The following is a 17676-nucleotide window of genomic DNA, read 5'->3' as shown; positions in this document are numbered from 1 at the left end:
GATTGTTTGATAACTCGGGTAAAAGGCAGAGAAAATTAAATATTGCCCATGGATACTATGAAAATACGGGCAAAAGGTCAGAAAATTAAAAAATTACCCGTAGATAGAAAGTACCCCCTACTGTTCTCGGAATTGGATCCCGAGGCAATAATTCCCAGCCACACCGCCAGGTGCTAGCCATTGACGGGTTCTGAGGAAAACGCTATAATGCTGAATCCGACGGTGCATGAATCTAACTACTGTTCCCATCATCCTCACCGTCGGCGAGGTATAGACGGCGTTATTCTCAGGTTCAGTCAATGGTGGCGTACGTAAGCGCAATACTTACGTTTATACACAGGAATACATTTCTTAAATCACAATAAAAAAGACCTACACAATCTATCTGTGTAGGCCCATTCTACTTTTTTAGTACGCTCCGTCCTGGCCGAAGATTGCCGGAAATGTACGGAAAATTAGCTCTATGTCTTTTGCAATGCTCATATCCTGAATATACTGAAGATCAAGTTCAACCCACTTATCCCATTTGATCTTGGCTCTCCCACATACCTGCCAGTAGCAGGTAAGTCCGGGCTTTACGATGGTTCGCTGTTTCTCGTAAGCATTGCATGCCTCCATCTGAGATGTAAGTATTGGCCTTGGTCCTACAATGCTCATGTCGCCCTTTATGATGTTAAAAAGCTGTGGAAGTTCATCTATAGAGTAGCGCCTTATGAACTTCCCCACGTGGGTAACTCTTGGATCATTCTTGATTTTAAAAGCATGACCTGTCTGTTCATTCTGTGCCTGCATTCTCTCAAACTGAGCCTCAGCATTTTTGTACATACTTCTGAACTTATATATTTTGAAGCTCTTCATGTCTTTACCCGCTCTTTGCTGGGTAAAGAAAACAGGACCGCCATCCTCCAAAAAGATAGCCAGAGCTGTCATTATAAATATGGGCGAGAGAATGATAATCGCGACGCTTGATGCGACTATATCAAACACCCTTTTTATCCACTTATAAATGTTGGGCTTATGATCATATATTTCCTGATAATTAAGCTCAATTATCTTTCGCCCGGCCAGAACTTTTTCGACTCTTACCGGTACTGTAGCAGCCTTTGCCATAAATTAGCCCCCTCATAGGTCAAAAATGACAGCTTAATCCTTTATCAGTTCGTTGCGTATGCAAGAACAGGAACTCTTATAAATGCCACTGTGCCGTGTCTTGTCATGTTGACAATAACATGATCTTTTCTGGTCTCAACTACAGGAAGCTGAACCCACTTACTTCCCTGAAGCTGATATACTGCGATGTTGTCGCCTGCACTTACTCCACTTACGTAGAAATTAACCTTTGCAGTTTTAAATGAAGCCCCCGGAGAACTTGTAGTAACTACATTAAGAAGTTCTCCACCAAGTCCTGATGAGAAATTAGTTGCTGCTGTGAGCTGTCCGCCTGTAGCAGGAGTAAGAACAAATGTTACATTACTCTTTCCACCGTTGATCTCAACGTGACCGCCCTGTCCAACAATTGTAGAACCATAACCGATTATATTATTTCTCTTATAAAAATCGTTAGCAGATGAGGAACTTCCTCCGCCTCCGCCTGAGCCTCCTGATGAACCTGATGAGCCTGAGCTCTTTCCGCCGCCTGCATTAATCGCATTGGCAAGATTCTGAACCTGAGTAGTAAGGCTTGCAAGCTGAGCAGTGTTTACATATAGCTGCTCTTCATATGACTCAAGGGCATCTTCATACTCAGTCATCTTCGTGGTGAGTTCCTCAATTTTTTCGGTATTAGCATTCTCACTGCTTTCAAGAGTAGCTATTTCTTCTTTAAGAGTCTGTATTTTTTCCTGCAAAGTTACAACATTCTCTCTCAAAGTAGCCACGCTCTCCCTAAGAGTTGTAACCTGCTCACTGGTGCTTGTTTCACTTTCTTTAATTGCACTTTCAAGCTTTGTCTGCAGTTCTTCAATCTGCTTCATCAGATCATCTGTAGTAACACTGTTTGATCCCGTATTGGTGGTACCGTCTGCTGCACACACACTTAGTGATGAACATGCAAGCAAAACACCTGCAACTGTGAGAGCAAGAATTTTCTTCATAATAATTTGCCTCCATACAATTTCAAAAACACAACTTAGCCATCTATATCTGATCTGGATCCCTCCAGCTGTGGCTCTTTGGCCATTTTAAGGCTTGCTCCAACCTATTGTGGAAAAGTCCTCTTCCGGATCTCCCCAGTCGATTTCTCTGTCAATCTTTCCTGCCGCATCTCCAACAAGACACCCGATTACCACAATTTGCCTGTCGCTGTCATCCGATGTAAGTGTCAAAAGAAAATGGCTGGGCTCAAGGCCCGTCTCCCATCCTGACCTTATATTCTTGTTCATGGTCCTGCCGGAATAAATCTCATCAATAAACTGCTGGCACCCTGACGCATAGGAAAAGTCATATTGTTCCAAGAGTCTTGTATTCTCTCTTGTATAAGCAGCCATTATGTAATAAATGAGGGCATTTCCCTCCATATATACATGTATGTACTGCTGCTCTTCAAAATAGCTCCTGTCAAGGAACTTACTAAGCTCCTCCGTCGGTACCCCGTGGACAACTTCATTAAAATCGCACATATTTGCCATATTAGCGGCTTCTATGTAAAAGCACCCTTTTGCATCCGGTTCTTTTGCCACATTATGACTTGCGTAAAAACTGTCATCACCATCTGCATTTTGAAGGATTGGACCATTGATCGGCGTTCCCGGAACATATATCCATGCAAATATATCTCCGTTCTCCTTTTTTAATTTTTCGAAATCAATGATCGGTCCGCCTTCTTCTGAAGTACTGACAATTTCCTCTTTTTGACCACATCCTGCAAGCATAAACAGAAAAAGAATTGTCAAAAAAAGACTTATAAGAGCTTTCCTAACTATATATCGTCTAGTTTTATCCATTTATTTAGCCCACAACATCAACTTTTTCATAAAAAACTTCTAATATTGTTTTGTACAGGTCATCATCATCCACATAAAACTCTTCAAACTTTCCATTTTTCACGTTTTCGCCCTTTATGGTAATAATGTCATCAGAGCTAAAACTGAATGAAGAAATATATGGTGCCAGATAGCTTATTTCATCTGCACTTATATTGGTAACCATTTTGCTGCTTATGGCTGTAAAGAGATCCACTGCCGCGTTGTTATTCTCTTTCGTGGTCTCTCTTGCAGCTTCTATAAATCCTTCAAGATACTGCCTCTGCCTCTCAAGCCTGTTTTCATTGGAGCCAAAGACATGTACATCTCTTGCTTTAACATAGTAAAAAGCACTGTCGCCTTCCAGATGGACCTGAGCCCCCTCCTTCAGCGTTTTATCCCATTTGGTAAGGTCCTCCAGAACTGTTACATCTACACCTCCAACCTGATCATTTATAGTTGGGATGGCGCTCATGTTTATGGCCGCATAACCATGTATCGGGAGCTGGTAAAACATATTTGAAACAGCTTTGACCTGATAGTTACAGCTCTCTTCCATGCCGTCTCCAAAGCCATGCTGGGTCGCGATCTGAGCTATAACAGTAGTCATATATCTTCCATATTCATCGTAAACATCTATATCGGTCATGCTGTTTCTGTTGATTCCAATTACTTTTATGGACTGGTCACGAGGATTTAGTACCAAAAGAAACAGTGCATCCGCCTGGCCTCCATCAGTTCCTTCCGCAACCTTGACCACAGTTTCGTCGTCCTTGTCGATTCCCATTATCAAAAAAGTTATTATGTCATCGTTGTAATCATAGACATTTCCGTTGTAAGGTACCCAATCTTCTTCCCAGTAAGCATCTGTGCTTTCAGAGACAGACATATCCGTCTGCGCCATCATTGGTGTTGACGTCGCAGATTTAGAGTCAAGATTCGATTTTCCAAGTATTCTCATTGCCTCAAATCCGGCAAGACCAAGTGTAGTAATGGTCATAAGCACAGCCCAGATTATGAGAAAAACCTTTCCTGCTCCTCGCATTTGCTATCGCTCCTAGTTTTCAGTTTCTGTTGATGCCCCCGCTAAAGAATCCCCCTCACTGCTTTCTTCGCCGGCTTCCATCTTATCGCCCGATAACATATCAGGGAAAAGACCATCCTCCATAACATCCACAGCATCTCCATTGTTATCAATATCTTTTATATCTGCCGGAAATACTCTGGACTGTTTTGTCACATTCCCGCTATAGTCCGCAACAGCATAGTACACAACCGCTGTTCCGGCATCCCTGTTGAGCACCACCTTCTCAACTACAATTCTCTGTGTAAGATCTCCATCTCTGGAATCATACGCATTTATGCCAACTAGCAAGTCTTTGTCTGTAGTCTCGGAGTCGTAAGTCAGATTAAGGGCTGAGAATCTGAACTCCGGTGCCATCCTGTCGCTTCTTCCATAAGCAAGCACTATAAGTGCTATCAGAACCCCGCTTAATATGGTAAAAAAAATACCTAAAATGTTTCCTTTCACCTGCATCTCCCCATAAAATCAGTCTTTTCTTGTAACTCCGGCAAGATAGTTAAGTTCATCAAGGTCATCATCGTCCGGAGGTGCCGGTTCTGCTGCCTTTGGGCGAACCTGCTTGTCAGCTGTATCCTCTCCGTTTCCATAGTATTTGCCATAATACTTGCCGTAGTATTTGCCGTAATAATTTCCATAGTGGCCGTAGTAGCCTTTTCCTGAAATATCAACTTTATTAAGTACAACTCCAAGAATCTTTGCCCCTGCTTTATCCAGCTGGTCTTTTACCCTTTGGGCAAATCTATAACTTATGGAATTGCTCTCGATCACCATTACAGTGCCATCGCATTGCTTCGAGACAACTGCCGCATCAATAACGCTTCCAAGGGGCGGCGTGTCTATGATCACATAGTCAAAGACCTGCTTCATATTCTCAAGGACCTTTTCAAAGATTCTTCCGCCCAAAAGCTCACTGGGGTTCGGCGGAACAGGTCCACTAAATACAACGTAAAGATTGGGCGTATCCGTCTCACAGATAACACTTGAAAGTCTCTCTCTTCCAACAAGACAATGAGTAAGTCCAAGTCTAACAGAACCTGTCCTGTATCTTCCCACAAGGACTGACTTTCTCATATCCGCGTCAACCAAAATAGTCTTTTTACCTGCCTCAGCAAAGGCTCTTGCAAGAGCCATGGCTACAGTTGTCTTCCCTTCACCGGGAGTACAGCTGGTAACTGAGATGATCCTCACATTCTGGCCGCTGAACTCAATATTGCTTCGCAAGGTCTTATAGGCTTCTTTTATCTGATAATTATTCTCTGACTGGCTAAAATGAAGCTTCGCGTTCTGCATAAATCCCCCATTTACTTCTTCTTTGCTTTTTTCTTATTTTTCTTTTTATCCTGTTCCTCTAAAGTCAGTGGAACAAGCGCCAGTGTACTAAGTCCAAGATATCTCTCCACATCGTCATTGCTCTTTATTGTGTCATCAAGAAGGTAACCAAGTATTACAAAAAACGCTACTATAACCGCTCCGATAAATCCTGAAAAAACTGTCCATCTGCCTACGCTGGGGCTTGCCTTTTCTGTGGGAACATTGGCTGTCTCTGCCACATTGATGGCGTCAATATCCATAACGTTTGTGATATGTTCACTTGCAACTTCACGGATACAGTTTGCAATCTTCATTGCCATCAGAGGATCTTCGTCTCTTACTGTAATTGCAACAATTCTGGTGTCAGAAGGTGTATCAACCTTTAAAACATCTGAGAGGTCTTTATAATCCATCTCTATCAGATTGAGCCTTTGGATAACCTCTTCCAAAACATATCTGCTCTTTATAAGTTCAGCGTAGTCCTGTGTGAGCTGTGTGGATATCTGCACATCAGAATACGTAACTGTCTGGTTTTCTTCTTTGTTCAGGATATAAATCTTGGTTGTCGATTCATATACAGGGTGAAGCACAAATTTGCTGACGAACAGTCCCGCCAGGGCAAAAAAGATTCCGGCGGTTATGATCACAAAAGCTCTCCCCAAAAGGATTGCAAACAATTCCCCAAGATTAATTTCGATGATGTCATCTCTCTTGTTCACACTAAATCTCCCCTGATACTTGTTATCAGCTGCACAGTTTATATCACTTCATTTTTTAAAACGCTTAATGGATTATCGCAAAAAATCTTTTGACCATAATCAGCGCCTATTTTCTTATCCACATAGTTCCTGCAGTCCTGTAAATGCGGCGCCCTTTTGTTTGTATCGTGTGCATCAGTGGCCACAAAATGGACCAGATGTTTTTTCAATAACTTCTTAGTAAAATGAGCTATACCAAAACCATATTTACCCATTACACTGGAAGCATTCACCTGTATATAGCACCCCATACCTATGAGTTCTTCTACATAGGATGGATGCGATACTATGTCGCTGTATCTTTCAACATGGGCAATAATAGGAATATATCCCGCTCCAAGTAACTGATAAACTGCATTATGAATCGCTTTATAGGGATTGGTTGGATGAAACTCAACAAGGACATAATCAGATCCAGCCAGAGTACATATCTTACCCTCTTCGAGCTCTTCAAGAACCTTTTCGCTGTAATATATTTCGTTTCCGGAATAAAGCTTTATTTTTAATCCAAGATCTTTGGCTTTGCTTTTAAGAGAATCTTTGTAAGATGCGTTGTGGGCAGGGCTTACATTATGATGCATAGGCTTATGATGCGGCGTCAGGATCATGGCCACAATGCCATCCTTTTCAGCTATCTGCAGCATTTTCAGGCTCGTTTCCATATCCGGTGAACCATCATCAACTCCAGGCATTACATGACAATGAATATCAATACAAGTTTGCATTTAATATCTACCTTTTTAGCTTTTTCGAATGACCGCACAAAAATATATGATATATCAAAATAATTATACACCTTTATTTTCGGGCGTTTCAACATGATGTGGTAATTTATAAAATTTTAACCAATATGTTGGGTGGCTAAAAATGCTTATTCTTGCTGATAAAAAAACAGAATGATAAACTGTTAAATGCAGCATGGCCAAAATGCCATAATCACAGAACATACAAACAAAGGAGAAAGATCATGATTCCACAGGACCCTGTAATGCTACTTAGCTTTATAAACATGAAACTTCGAGATGAATATGGAAGCCTTGAAGCTCTTCAGGAAGGCCTCGATATTTCAAATGATGAATTACAAGATATTGTATCTAAACTAAAAGGTATCGGCTATATATACGATAAAGTCAACAATAAATTTTCTTGATTTTCTAAAAATTCAATACAAAATATAACCCAAAAATAAAGAAAATTAAGTCATCATAAACATTTGGTTAATAAACATTTCAGAGCGCAATTATGATTATTTTTATGATTGTGCTCTTGTTATTATGACCCTAACAAAAGGGTGAAACGCACATATAAACGAAAGGTGAGGGTGAATGTTATGATGAGAAAAAATTTTTGGAACCACAAATTAAAGAACATGATGATCATTTTCCTTTCAGCCGCTGTATCTTTTTCATCAGCTGCAGGAATGAGTCTTAAGTCCTACGCCGCAGATGAACAGCAGGAAAATGAAGAAGAAACAAACGACAGCAATGAGAACGGTGATGCCGGTGAAAACAACGAAGAAAATGAAAACAACGAAGCTGCTGAAAACAACAATAATAATGAAAATAACGAGAACGACGAAGAAAATGCTTCAAATGATGAAGCAGACGTTAATGAATCCGATACCAATGACAATGACGCAGGCGATGAGACAGAAAATAATGAAAATGCACAGAGTGAAGAAAACAATGGAACACCAGAAAGCGCAGCTTCTGCCCCTGTAGAACCTACAAAGCCTGAGATTGAAGGCGAACTTGATAACGACAAGATCCGCCAGTACAACCAGGAAGCTGAGAATTACAACCAGCAGGTTGATGAATACAACAAGGCAGTCGATGCCGAATATGAACAGGCTGTAGTTGATACTGAAAAAAGAAATGAAGAAATAGAAGCTAATAACCAAGCCGAACTTGAAAAGGCCGAGGAAGTTCAGCAAGAAAATGAAAGACTTCAGGCACAGTACGAAGAAAATCTTGCACAGTATGAAAAAGACCTTGCAATGGAAGAAAGAATCAAGGCAGTTGGATACACTTCTGTAGAACAGTACAACAATACAATCAACACTTATTACAATAATCCTGCTAAAGCTTCTGTAGAAAAGAACGCAGATGAAAACGCTGTATTTGCAATCGGCAGTTCCTACACTATTGAAGAAGCCGCTGAAAAATCCGGAAACATGGTTAAAATACATGTTGAGCACAACTTCTCAGAAATAGGTCTTTTCTACTCTGAAGATTTTGAAATTGATGAAAATGACACTATTACATTTAATTCAGCCGGTGCACAGCTTGAAACTACAAACCCAGGTTATGCCTGCTTCTACATGAACACTGATGAAGATCACAGCATGGGATACTGGATGAGCGCCGGAAGTATTCTAATGGACAACGCAGTCACAACTTCATGGGATTGGAATTGTGGTGACAGCCATACTTTAACCTATAAAGATGGTAAAAATCATGTTAATGATATAACAGATATAGATATGATCTATGACTACGCATGGATGCCACTTAAGGTTTATAAGACCTACAACGTTCCTGTAGAGCCAACTTTAAACCTTGTAGAATATACACCAAACATCCTTGAAAAACTTGCAGCACCTAGCAAAAGATCATATTTAAATCACATTAGCCTTATGGATCTTCTTGCAGAACCTGAAATTATTCCTACTCCTGATCCTGAACCTGTAGTTGATCCAGAACCAGTAGTTGATCCTGAGCCTGTGATTATACCAGAAGTTACTCCGGTTCCTGAAATAGATCCTATAGTTACACCAATAATACCTGATCCAGTAGTTCCAACAGCTCCGGCACCTGCAAGTGAAGACACAACTGATGATGATACTGATACAACTACTGGAGACGAAGTTACTCCTGCTCCATTTACTCCAGCAGCTATAACAATTGCTGAAACTCCTGTACCAATGGCAGCAGCTACTGAAGAAGGAGCAGTCCTTGGAGCAACAAGAGATACAAATAACGAAGCTGCAGTACTCGGCGCAAGAAGAGCATCAACCGAAGACACAACAAATACTTCTGCAAGAATCATGATTCTCCTCCTTGCAGCATTCACATCAATCACAGTTATAAGAAAAACAGCAAAGAACACTGTTCTCAGATAATACTTAATTGAAACCCTTTTTAAACTTTCATATAGCTTCACCTTAAAAGCAGGGACTGTACTCATCGCAGTCCCTGTTTTTTATTGTCTTTTAAAGAATTTCTGCCCCAGTCCTGGTAATTCATAAAAATATGATTTGACATTATCATTTTCTGTGTTATAGTTGTAATAGAACAATAATAACAATGTATATTGATCCTTTTTATGAGGAGGGAACTTTATGAATATACAGAAATTCACACAAAAATCTATCGAAGCTGTCAATGGCTGCGAAAAAGTGGCTATTGAATATGGAAATCAGGAGATTGAACAGGAACACCTTCTGTACTCTCTCATGACTATTGAGGACAGCCTTATTTCTAAGCTCATAGAGAAAATGGGCATAGATAAGGAAACTTTCCTAAACAGGATAATCTCCGCCATTGAAAAGAGAACCAAAGTTTCCGGCGGGCAGCCCTACATCGGAGCAGATCTCAACAAAGCTCTTTTGTCTGCCGAGGATGAAGCCAAGGCTCTTGGAGATCAGTACGTATCCGTCGAGCATCTGTTTATGTCTCTTATTAAGAAGCCCAACAGAGAAGTAAAAGAGATCTTCAGAGAATTTGGTATCGACAGGAACAGATTCCTTCAGGTCCTTTCAGAGGTACGAGGCAACAGAAATGTCACAACTGACAACCCTGAGGCAACCTATGACACCTTAAGTAAATATGGCACAGAGCTGGTAGAAAAAGCCAAAAAGCAAAAGCTTGACCCTGTAATAGGAAGAGACACAGAAATCCGAAATGTGATCAGGATCCTGTCCAGAAAGAGCAAGAACAATCCTGTTCTTATCGGTGAGCCCGGTGTCGGCAAGACTGCAGTCGTTGAAGCCCTTGCCCAGAGAATTGCAAGCGGTGATGTGCCAACTGCTCTTAAGGATAAAAAGATCTTTTCCCTTGATATGGGTGCACTGGTAGCCGGTGCCAAGTATCGAGGCGAATTCGAGGAGAGATTAAAGGCAGTCCTTGAGGACGTCAAGGCCTCCGATGGAGAGATAATTCTTTTCATAGATGAACTTCATCTTATTGTAGGTGCAGGTAAAACAGATGGTGCCATGGATGCCGGCAATATGCTTAAGCCAATGCTTGCAAGAGGCGAGCTCCACTGCATCGGCGCTACTACCCTCAATGAATACAGACAGTATATTGAGAAGGATGCCGCTCTTGAGAGACGTTTCCAGCCTGTTATGGTTGAAGAGCCTACAGTTGAGGACACCATCAGTATCCTTCGTGGATTAAAAGAGAGATATGAAGTCTTCCACGGCGTTAAGATCATGGACAGTGCTCTTGTTAGTGCCGCTGTTTTATCCAACAGGTACATTTCTGACAGATTTCTTCCAGATAAGGCAATCGACCTTGTGGATGAAGCCTGTGCTCTCATCAAGACTGAGATGGATTCAATGCCTGCCGAGCTTGATGAACTTAACCGTAAAATCATGCAGCTGCAGATTGAAGAGGCAGCCCTAAAAAAGGAAGATGATTCTCTGAGTAAAGAAAGACTTGCTAACCTGCAAAAAGAGCTTGCTGAGCTTAAGGAAGACTTTGATACCAGAAAAGCTCAGTGGTCCAATGAAAAAGAAGCTGTAGATAAGCTTGCAGCAATGCGTGAACAGATTGATACCATCAATTCAGAGATTGCCATCGCCCAGCGAGATGGCGACTATGAGAAAGCCGGTGAGCTCCAGTATGGAAAGCTCCCTGCTCTCAAAAAACAGCTTGAAGAGGCTGAGGAAAAAGCCAAAGAAAAAGAGGCAGACGGTGCCCTTGTACACGAAAAAGTTTCAGAGGACGAAATTGCCGGAATCATCAGCAGATGGACAGGCATTCCTGTAAACAAGCTTACAGAGAGTGAGAGAAACAAAACTCTTCATCTTCCTGATGAGCTTCATCAGAGAGTAATTGGTCAGGATGATGCCGTTGTAAAGGTATCTGAGGCCATAATGAGATCTAAGGCCGGTATCAAGGATCCAAGTAAGCCAATTGGCTCATTCCTCTTCCTTGGCCCTACAGGTGTTGGTAAGACAGAGCTTGCCAAAAGTCTTGCCCAGTCACTTTTTGACGATGAGAACAACATGGTCAGAATTGACATGAGCGAATACATGGAAAAATACAGTGTGTCCAGGCTTATAGGAGCACCTCCAGGATATGTAGGTTATGAGGAAGGTGGTCAGCTTACTGAGGCAGTTCGTAGAAAACCTTATGCTGTAGTTCTTTTCGATGAGATAGAAAAAGCCCACCCTGATGTATTCAATATTCTTCTTCAGGTGCTTGATGACGGAAGAATTACTGATTCACAGGGAAGAACTGTAGATTTCAAGAATACTATCCTGATAATGACTTCAAATATTGGAGCTCAGTATCTGCTTGATGGTATCAGAGATGACGGTTCAATAAGTGAAGATGCTGAAAAGGCCACAATGGAAGATTTGCGTTCTCACTTTAGACCCGAGTTCCTGAACAGACTTGACGAAATCATTATGTTTAAGCCTCTTACCAAGAACAACATAAGTGGAATTGTTGATCTGGTAATTGCAGATCTTAACAAACGTCTTGCTGATAGAGAAATCAGTATCAAGCTTAATGATGCTGCCAAAGACTACGTAATTGATAACGCTTATGATCCTATATATGGTGCAAGGCCGCTTAAGCGTTATATCCAGAAATATGTTGAAACTCTTTCTGCCAAGATTATTCTTGAAGATAAGGTAAAGCCTCATGACACCATCATCTTTGATGTGGAAAATGGCGAGCTTATCGCTAAAACGGAGTCTTTTGTATAAAATAACCAAAATGCTGCCATGTGTTTCTTTTTTCATGTGCACGATTTATAAATTTTTTATAAACAAAAAATTAATATTGCATTAACCGGAACTGTACATTATAATTCTCGATAGTTTAAAATTTAACATTTGGCAAAGCAGGCGAAAGCCTGTGGCGCAAAGCTATAGGGACTTTAAAATGTCAGCCAGTTGCACCTTTAATTAGGTTTTTTTGTAGCACGGGACATTTCGTTCCGTGCTTTTTTGTTAAATAAAAAGGGGTTCGAGAGTTAGAGGATTAAAGGAAAGGAAACACAAAAATGAAAACAAAAAACAGAAACATGGTTCGCACTATAATTGTTATCGCATCAGTTCTTGCCCTTCTTATGGCAGCATGTGTTGGTATCATAGGCTTTAGAAACATTCAGAAAGCTTATCTCACTTCTTTTTCAGAGGGTTTGCATGCAGCGGCAGTTCTTTTAAATGATGAAGTATCCAATCAGTTTGAAGGTGACTGGACTCTTTCAGAGGATGGCCAGCTTATGAAAGGTGACGTAGCAGTTCACGACATTTACCAGGCACAGCTTGATGCACTCCATGAGAAAACCGGTATGCACTATACATTATTTTATGGTGATACACGTTTTGTTACATCTCTTACAGACGCAACTACAGGTCAGCGAATGGAAGGAACAAAAGCTTCAGAGACAGTTGTAAGCGAAGTTCTCACAAGTGGAAATGAATATCTTGCTTCAAATTTTGAGATTGCAGGTCAGGATTGGTACGCATACTATCTTCCACTTAAGAACTCTGATGGTTCTGTTGTTGGTATGGTTTTTGCAGGACGTGATACTACTATCGTAAAAGCAAATATGGACGCAGCGCTTCGTTCTATTATTTTTACATTCATTGGTTTTTTCCTGTTCAACTTTGGTGTAGCTCGTTATCTTATAAGCACTTCATCAAGATCAATCCGCGATATTGTATCAGGTCTTAAAAATCTTGAAGATGGTGAACTTTCTTTCTACATCAATGATCGTACATTCAACCGTAAGGACGAGCTTGGTGTAATTGCAGAAAGTTCCGCTATGGTTCGTGACAAACTTCAGGATGTAATCAGCGCAACTAAAAAGCTTTCAGATGATGTAACTCTTTCCGGTGAAAAGCTTGCATCTTCTGCTGAATCTGCTTCTAATGTAGCTGAACAGATAACAGCTGCTGTAGAGGATATCAGCCGTGGAGCTGCTTCTCAGGCTGAGAGCATGGAAAATTCTGTAGCTAATACTAACCAGATGGGCGACAGTATTGACGAAATTACAGAAAAAATAGAAGACCTTTCAAATTCTGCTAATGAAATGATGTCAGGTGCTCAGAGAACTGTAAATACACTTCATGACCTTATGGGTAAAAATAAAGATGTCATGACTTCAATGAAAGACATTCATACACAGATTCGCACTACTAATGATTCAGTTAAGAGCATCGCAGAAGCTTCAAACATGATTACTGCAATTGCTGAACAGACACATCTTCTTTCTCTTAACGCTTCAATTGAGGCAGCAAGAGCTGGCGAATACGGAAAAGGTTTCTCAGTAGTTGCTACTGAAATTGGTAACCTTTCAAAGCAGTCAAAGGACGCTGCCGTTTCAATCAAGGAAATAGTGGAAAATCTTGTTGCAGAGTCACAGAAGAACGTTGAAATTATTGAAGAGCTCGGAAAGAGCATGCAGGAGCAGAATACTCAGCTCAATACTACAAAAGATGATATGGATGCAGTTGTAGAAAACGTCAACAATGTAGACAATTCTACAAAGGTAATATCCAAGAAAATTCATCTTCTTAATGAGCTTAAGGCAGGATTTTCAGACATTATCACAGAGCTTTCTGCTATATCTCAGCAAAATGCCGCTTCTACAGAGGAAACAAATGCTTCAATGGAAGAACTCAATGCTACATTTTCTCTCATAAGTGGTGCAGCAAATGATCTTCGTGACATGGCTGAAACCCTCAACGAAAAAATGGCATTCTTCACATTGGAAGAAATGCCTTCATAATCCATATTTTCTTGCGAGCGCTAAGATAAAAACCAATCGAGCACATAGCTATGGCTAGATCTCGATTGGTTTTTAATTTACTGCATATTAGAATACTCTCCATCTACCTTTTATGTGGATAAGTGTTTAATACTTGCTAAAATACTCTCCTTTTGTATGTGCGTAAGTGAATCGGCTGCGTGCGCCACCCTTGACTGAACCTGATGGAAACGCCGTCTATACCTTGCCGACGGTGAGGATGATGGGAACAGTAATTCTTCACTCACCGTCGGACCTGGTATTGTAGCGTTTCCATCAGAACCAGTAAAGGGCAAGCACCTGCGGTGTGGCTGGTTTTTTCTGCCTCAGGCTCTGAATCCGAGAACAGTAGTAGGATATGACTGTCCTGAACAGATGCTTCGTGCACGCTAAAGTGAATTATTATCAGATTGCGTGCAAGGTATATGGATGCAAGGCACGCTAGAATAGATTTTCCCTGGACGGCGTGCATAACATAGAGGCATAAGCGGCTCTGCGTTGCAATGTCTTCGGCCAACTGTGTATATAAGATAACTCTATTATAAACAGCCTGATTTATCTTATATGGACCAATTGAAAGTGCCAATAAAAGTGTTTTGGTCTCAAATCATGGTCTCGTATTGTCCATTTTTAAAGAGCATTGCGGGCAAAAAGAACAAAATGCAGGTTTTTACCCATGAGTTAGTGTATGATTTGGGTAAGGAAATAAAAGAGATGATTATTACCCGAGAATTATTGGACAAGCTTGGGCAAATATGAAAAAAATAATAGATTTACCCAATGAATGTCTGATAGCTCGGGTAAAAGGCAGAGAAAATTAAATATTGCCCATGGGTACTAACAAAACACGGGTAAAAGGTCGGAATATTAAAAAATTACCCATAGTCAGAAAAGTAGCCACCCCTACTGTTCCTGGATTCAGAGCCCGAGGCATAATGACCAGCCACACCGCTAGGTGCTTACCCTCATACAAAGAGAGAGTATTCTGGCAAAAACAAAATGTTTAAAACCATAATACTCTCCCTTTTTATTGGATAATCAATATTCAATGCCCAGGCGCGCTTCAATGCCTTCGTCGTAAGGATGCCTTATTTTCTTCATCTCTGTAATATAATCTGCATTATCAATAAAAAAGTCAGGTGCATTTCTACCTGTTAAAACAATTTCCATATAGGCAGGCTTGTTTAGTATCAAAGCTTCAAATCTGTCCTTATCAATAATCCCGTAATTGTAGGGATAGGTGGATTCATCCATGACAAGGACGTCACACTCTCCACTACTTACGAGTTTTTCTATTTCTGTAAGGATTCTGTTGTGTTCGCCGGTAAACGCGGATACAGAGTCTTCCGAGTCCTTTTTGAACCAGCCGAGGTTTTTATCACTTCTTATGACTTTAATATTCGGGATCAGGGCAAAAGAGTTTAGTTCTGATGTTTGTCTTCCTTTCATGAACTGGGTGAATACAACTTTTTTGCCGGAACCTGCTGCTCTTATGGCAAGTCCGATAGATGCTGTAGTCTTGCCCTTGCCATCGCCGGTATAAAGGTGGATCAGGCCTTTTGCCCTCTTATCACCGTCTCCCATGTTTTCTCTCTTCTCTTTCGACAAATCTATTTTCACATCTGCATTATCTTTCAAAACTCTTGTAGCTCCGGCATACTCACTTGTCCTGTATACGCATTTTTCAGCGCTGCAGCTACTACACTTGGAATGCTTTTCCTGCTGCTTTTCAAATAGTTGAGTCCTAAACACAACACTCTTTTTGGGAACAAGCACAAAGGCGTCATTATATCTTATTTTCTTTTGTCCAAGCTTTTTCATGGCTTCAGGAATACTTTCAAGCGGAAAGTCATCACTTCCTGCAAACTGATATCCTCCGGCATAAAGACCTGTGGACTCATGGAGCTTTTCATCTATTTTTTCATAGGCAAGTGATAAAAAATCCAGTCCCAGACAATCAACAATATAGGCTTCCTGAATATTTCCCTTTTCCAAAAGATTATTCTGAAACTCATCAATTGCTCTTCCAAGACTTGCTACTACAAGTGCAGACTTTTTTCCCTCTTCATCCTCTTCGATGATATGGTGAAAAATAGCATGAACTCTTGGAGCAATCTTCCTGTAAATTCTTATTATTTCTGCTTTTTCATTGTCATTAAAATGATATCGCCTGATGAAAGCATCAATGCAGCCCTCATCAAGCGATACCTCTATTGGTTCAAATGTCATTATTATTCCTCAATTTCCGGCATTACTTTTTATCTACATCCTCAACAACTGCTTCAACATCGACAGCATTCATCTCCTGGTTAACTCTCTTTGCATACTTGGAGACTCTTGATATTGTCCACAGATTGGTGATTCCATCATAAACCAGGAATATTCCGATGATAGTCACCGCTATTTCTTTTGCATCCTTAGGATTAAACAAAAGAAATGCTCCCATACCGATAGTTCCTACTGCAAGGATCAATGAGATCCACCAAAGCGAATATCTGTAGCTGACAAGAGAGATTGTCTGTCCCAGATTCATAAGTCCGCTAAGCAGGATAAATACGCCAAAGAGCTTGGGGATAAAATCGGTAAATGTATCAGGCTTAAGGAAGATCCAAACGCCAATGGCTGCAATAATAACTCCCATTGCAAAACCGCCTGACATCACAATGCTGCGCTCTTTATGCAAAAAATAGCTGAATACAAATATCACACCTGCTATTACCAGCAGGATTGCCAACGCTCTCGCCATGATGAGAAGGCTCGCTTCTGTCCAGAATATAAGAACAGCACCTATAGCAATCATCACAATGGCTTCAATCACGTAATTTAACTTCATTTTTTTAAGTGTTTCCATACTCTGCCTCCGAATATGCTATAATGTATTAACATTCACCTTAAATTTTAACTTAATCAATGATTATTGTTAAGCATCAATTACAAAGAATAGAGAGAATAGCATGGTTATTAAAAATGTAAATCTTGAAACAGTTTGTGGAATCACAAGCACACTTCCAGACAATCAGTTTCCTGAATTTGCCTTCGCAGGAAAAAGTAATGTAGGCAAAAGCTCACTCATTAACGGCATAATGAATCGTAAAAACTATGCCAGAACTTCACAGGAGCCTGGAAAGACTCAGACAATCAACTACTACAATATAAACAACGAGTTCTACCTTGTAGACCTTCCGGGATACGGATTTGCTCGTGTTCCTGAAAAGGTTAAGGAACAGTGGGGAAAAATGATTGAGAACTATCTCCACACATCCAAGCAGCTCCTTAGAGTTTTCCTTCTTATCGATATTCGTCACGAACCTTCAGCCAACGACGTTCAGATGTACAAATGGATCGTTCATCAGGGCTTCCAGCCGGTTATCATTGCAACCAAGGCTGATAAGATCAAGCCTTCTCAGCGCGAGAAGCACCTGAACATGTTAAGGAACGGCCTTGGCCTTCCTGATGAAATTAAAATCTTCCCATATTCAGCATTATCCAAAGAAGGCAGACAGGAAATCTACGACTTCATGGATGAACTGCTCACGGAAGCATCTCCTTCAACTGAAGCTTAAAAAAGAAGCTG

General features: G+C 40.7%; 15 protein-coding genes and 1 riboswitch. Of the genes, 5 read left to right on the top strand and 10 right to left on the bottom strand.

What is annotated here, in order from left to right; translation table 11 throughout:
- Positions 1–408 precede the first annotated feature (408 nt).
- The 8 genes from E7303_RS03505 to E7303_RS03470 all read right to left on the bottom strand — a co-directional run bounded on the left by E7303_RS03505 (position 409) and on the right by E7303_RS03470 (position 6838).
- Positions 409–1110: a sugar transferase gene (locus tag E7303_RS03505; protein WP_292143856.1), complete on the bottom strand. Its 702-nt coding sequence runs from the start codon at positions 1108–1110 to the stop codon at positions 409–411.
- A gap of 44 nt (positions 1111–1154) precedes the next feature.
- Positions 1155–2093, bottom strand: a complete 939-nt coding sequence (locus tag E7303_RS03500) for a hypothetical protein (protein WP_292143855.1) — start codon at positions 2091–2093, stop codon at positions 1155–1157.
- Between the two features lie 87 nt (positions 2094–2180).
- A complete protein-coding gene (locus E7303_RS03495) occupies positions 2181–2942 on the bottom strand; it encodes a class B sortase (RefSeq protein ID WP_292143854.1) in 762 nt (253 codons plus the stop codon).
- Positions 2943–2946: 4 nt separating this feature from the next.
- Positions 2947–4005, bottom strand: a complete 1059-nt coding sequence (locus E7303_RS03490; protein ID WP_292143853.1) for an LCP family protein — start codon at positions 4003–4005, stop codon at positions 2947–2949.
- 12 nt (positions 4006–4017) lie between these two features.
- Positions 4018–4491, bottom strand: coding sequence for a hypothetical protein (locus E7303_RS03485; RefSeq protein WP_292143852.1), 474 nt, complete (start codon positions 4489–4491; stop codon positions 4018–4020).
- Positions 4492–4509: 18 nt separating this feature from the next.
- Complete coding sequence (locus E7303_RS03480) at positions 4510–5334, bottom strand: polysaccharide biosynthesis tyrosine autokinase (protein ID WP_103868567.1); 825 nt, start codon at positions 5332–5334, stop codon at positions 4510–4512.
- A gap of 11 nt (positions 5335–5345) precedes the next feature.
- Complete coding sequence (locus E7303_RS03475) at positions 5346–6074, bottom strand: YveK family protein (RefSeq protein ID WP_292143851.1); 729 nt, start codon at positions 6072–6074, stop codon at positions 5346–5348.
- A gap of 38 nt (positions 6075–6112) precedes the next feature.
- The gene (locus tag E7303_RS03470; protein ID WP_292143850.1) at positions 6113–6838 is read right to left on the bottom strand and encodes a CpsB/CapC family capsule biosynthesis tyrosine phosphatase; all 726 of its coding nucleotides are present in this window, start codon (positions 6836–6838) and stop codon (positions 6113–6115) included.
- A 242-nt stretch (positions 6839–7080) separates the two neighbouring features.
- Here E7303_RS03470 and E7303_RS03465 point away from each other — a divergent pair, with 242 nt between their 5' ends.
- The 4 genes from E7303_RS03465 (at position 7081) to E7303_RS03450 (ending at position 14084) form a co-directional block, all read left to right on the top strand.
- The gene (locus tag E7303_RS03465; protein ID WP_103868570.1) at positions 7081–7263 is read left to right on the top strand and encodes a DUF4250 domain-containing protein; all 183 of its coding nucleotides are present in this window, start codon (positions 7081–7083) and stop codon (positions 7261–7263) included.
- 180 nt (positions 7264–7443) lie between these two features.
- The gene (locus E7303_RS03460; RefSeq protein ID WP_292143849.1) at positions 7444–9234 is read left to right on the top strand and encodes a hypothetical protein; all 1791 of its coding nucleotides are present in this window, start codon (positions 7444–7446) and stop codon (positions 9232–9234) included.
- A gap of 219 nt (positions 9235–9453) precedes the next feature.
- The gene (gene clpB, locus E7303_RS03455; protein WP_292143848.1) at positions 9454–12051 is read left to right on the top strand and encodes an ATP-dependent chaperone ClpB; all 2598 of its coding nucleotides are present in this window, start codon (positions 9454–9456) and stop codon (positions 12049–12051) included.
- A gap of 121 nt (positions 12052–12172) precedes the next feature.
- A riboswitch (cyclic di-GMP riboswitch) is annotated at positions 12173–12248 on the top strand.
- A 102-nt stretch (positions 12249–12350) separates the two neighbouring features.
- Positions 12351–14084: a methyl-accepting chemotaxis protein gene (locus E7303_RS03450; protein WP_292143847.1), complete on the top strand. Its 1734-nt coding sequence runs from the start codon at positions 12351–12353 to the stop codon at positions 14082–14084.
- Positions 14085–15140: 1056 nt separating this feature from the next.
- Here E7303_RS03450 and E7303_RS03445 read toward each other — a convergent pair.
- Entirely contained in the window at positions 15141–16331 is a 1191-nt protein-coding gene (locus tag E7303_RS03445) for a cob(I)yrinic acid a,c-diamide adenosyltransferase (RefSeq protein ID WP_292143846.1), read from the bottom strand.
- A 22-nt stretch (positions 16332–16353) separates the two neighbouring features.
- Positions 16354–16953 (bottom strand): HdeD family acid-resistance protein, encoded by a 600-nt coding sequence (locus tag E7303_RS03440; protein WP_292143845.1) that lies wholly within the window; start codon positions 16951–16953, stop codon positions 16354–16356.
- A 103-nt stretch (positions 16954–17056) separates the two neighbouring features.
- Here E7303_RS03440 and yihA point away from each other — a divergent pair, with 103 nt between their 5' ends.
- Entirely contained in the window at positions 17057–17665 is a 609-nt protein-coding gene (gene yihA, locus E7303_RS03435) for a ribosome biogenesis GTP-binding protein YihA/YsxC (protein ID WP_292143844.1), read from the top strand.
- Positions 17666–17676: the final 11 nt, after the last annotated feature.

The sequence above is a fragment of the Butyrivibrio sp. genome (assembly GCF_015056685.1).
Classification (GTDB): domain Bacteria; phylum Bacillota; class Clostridia; order Lachnospirales; family Lachnospiraceae; genus Butyrivibrio.
Note: the sequence above shows the minus strand (reverse complement) of the source record. Positions and strands in the feature narration are given on the sequence as shown.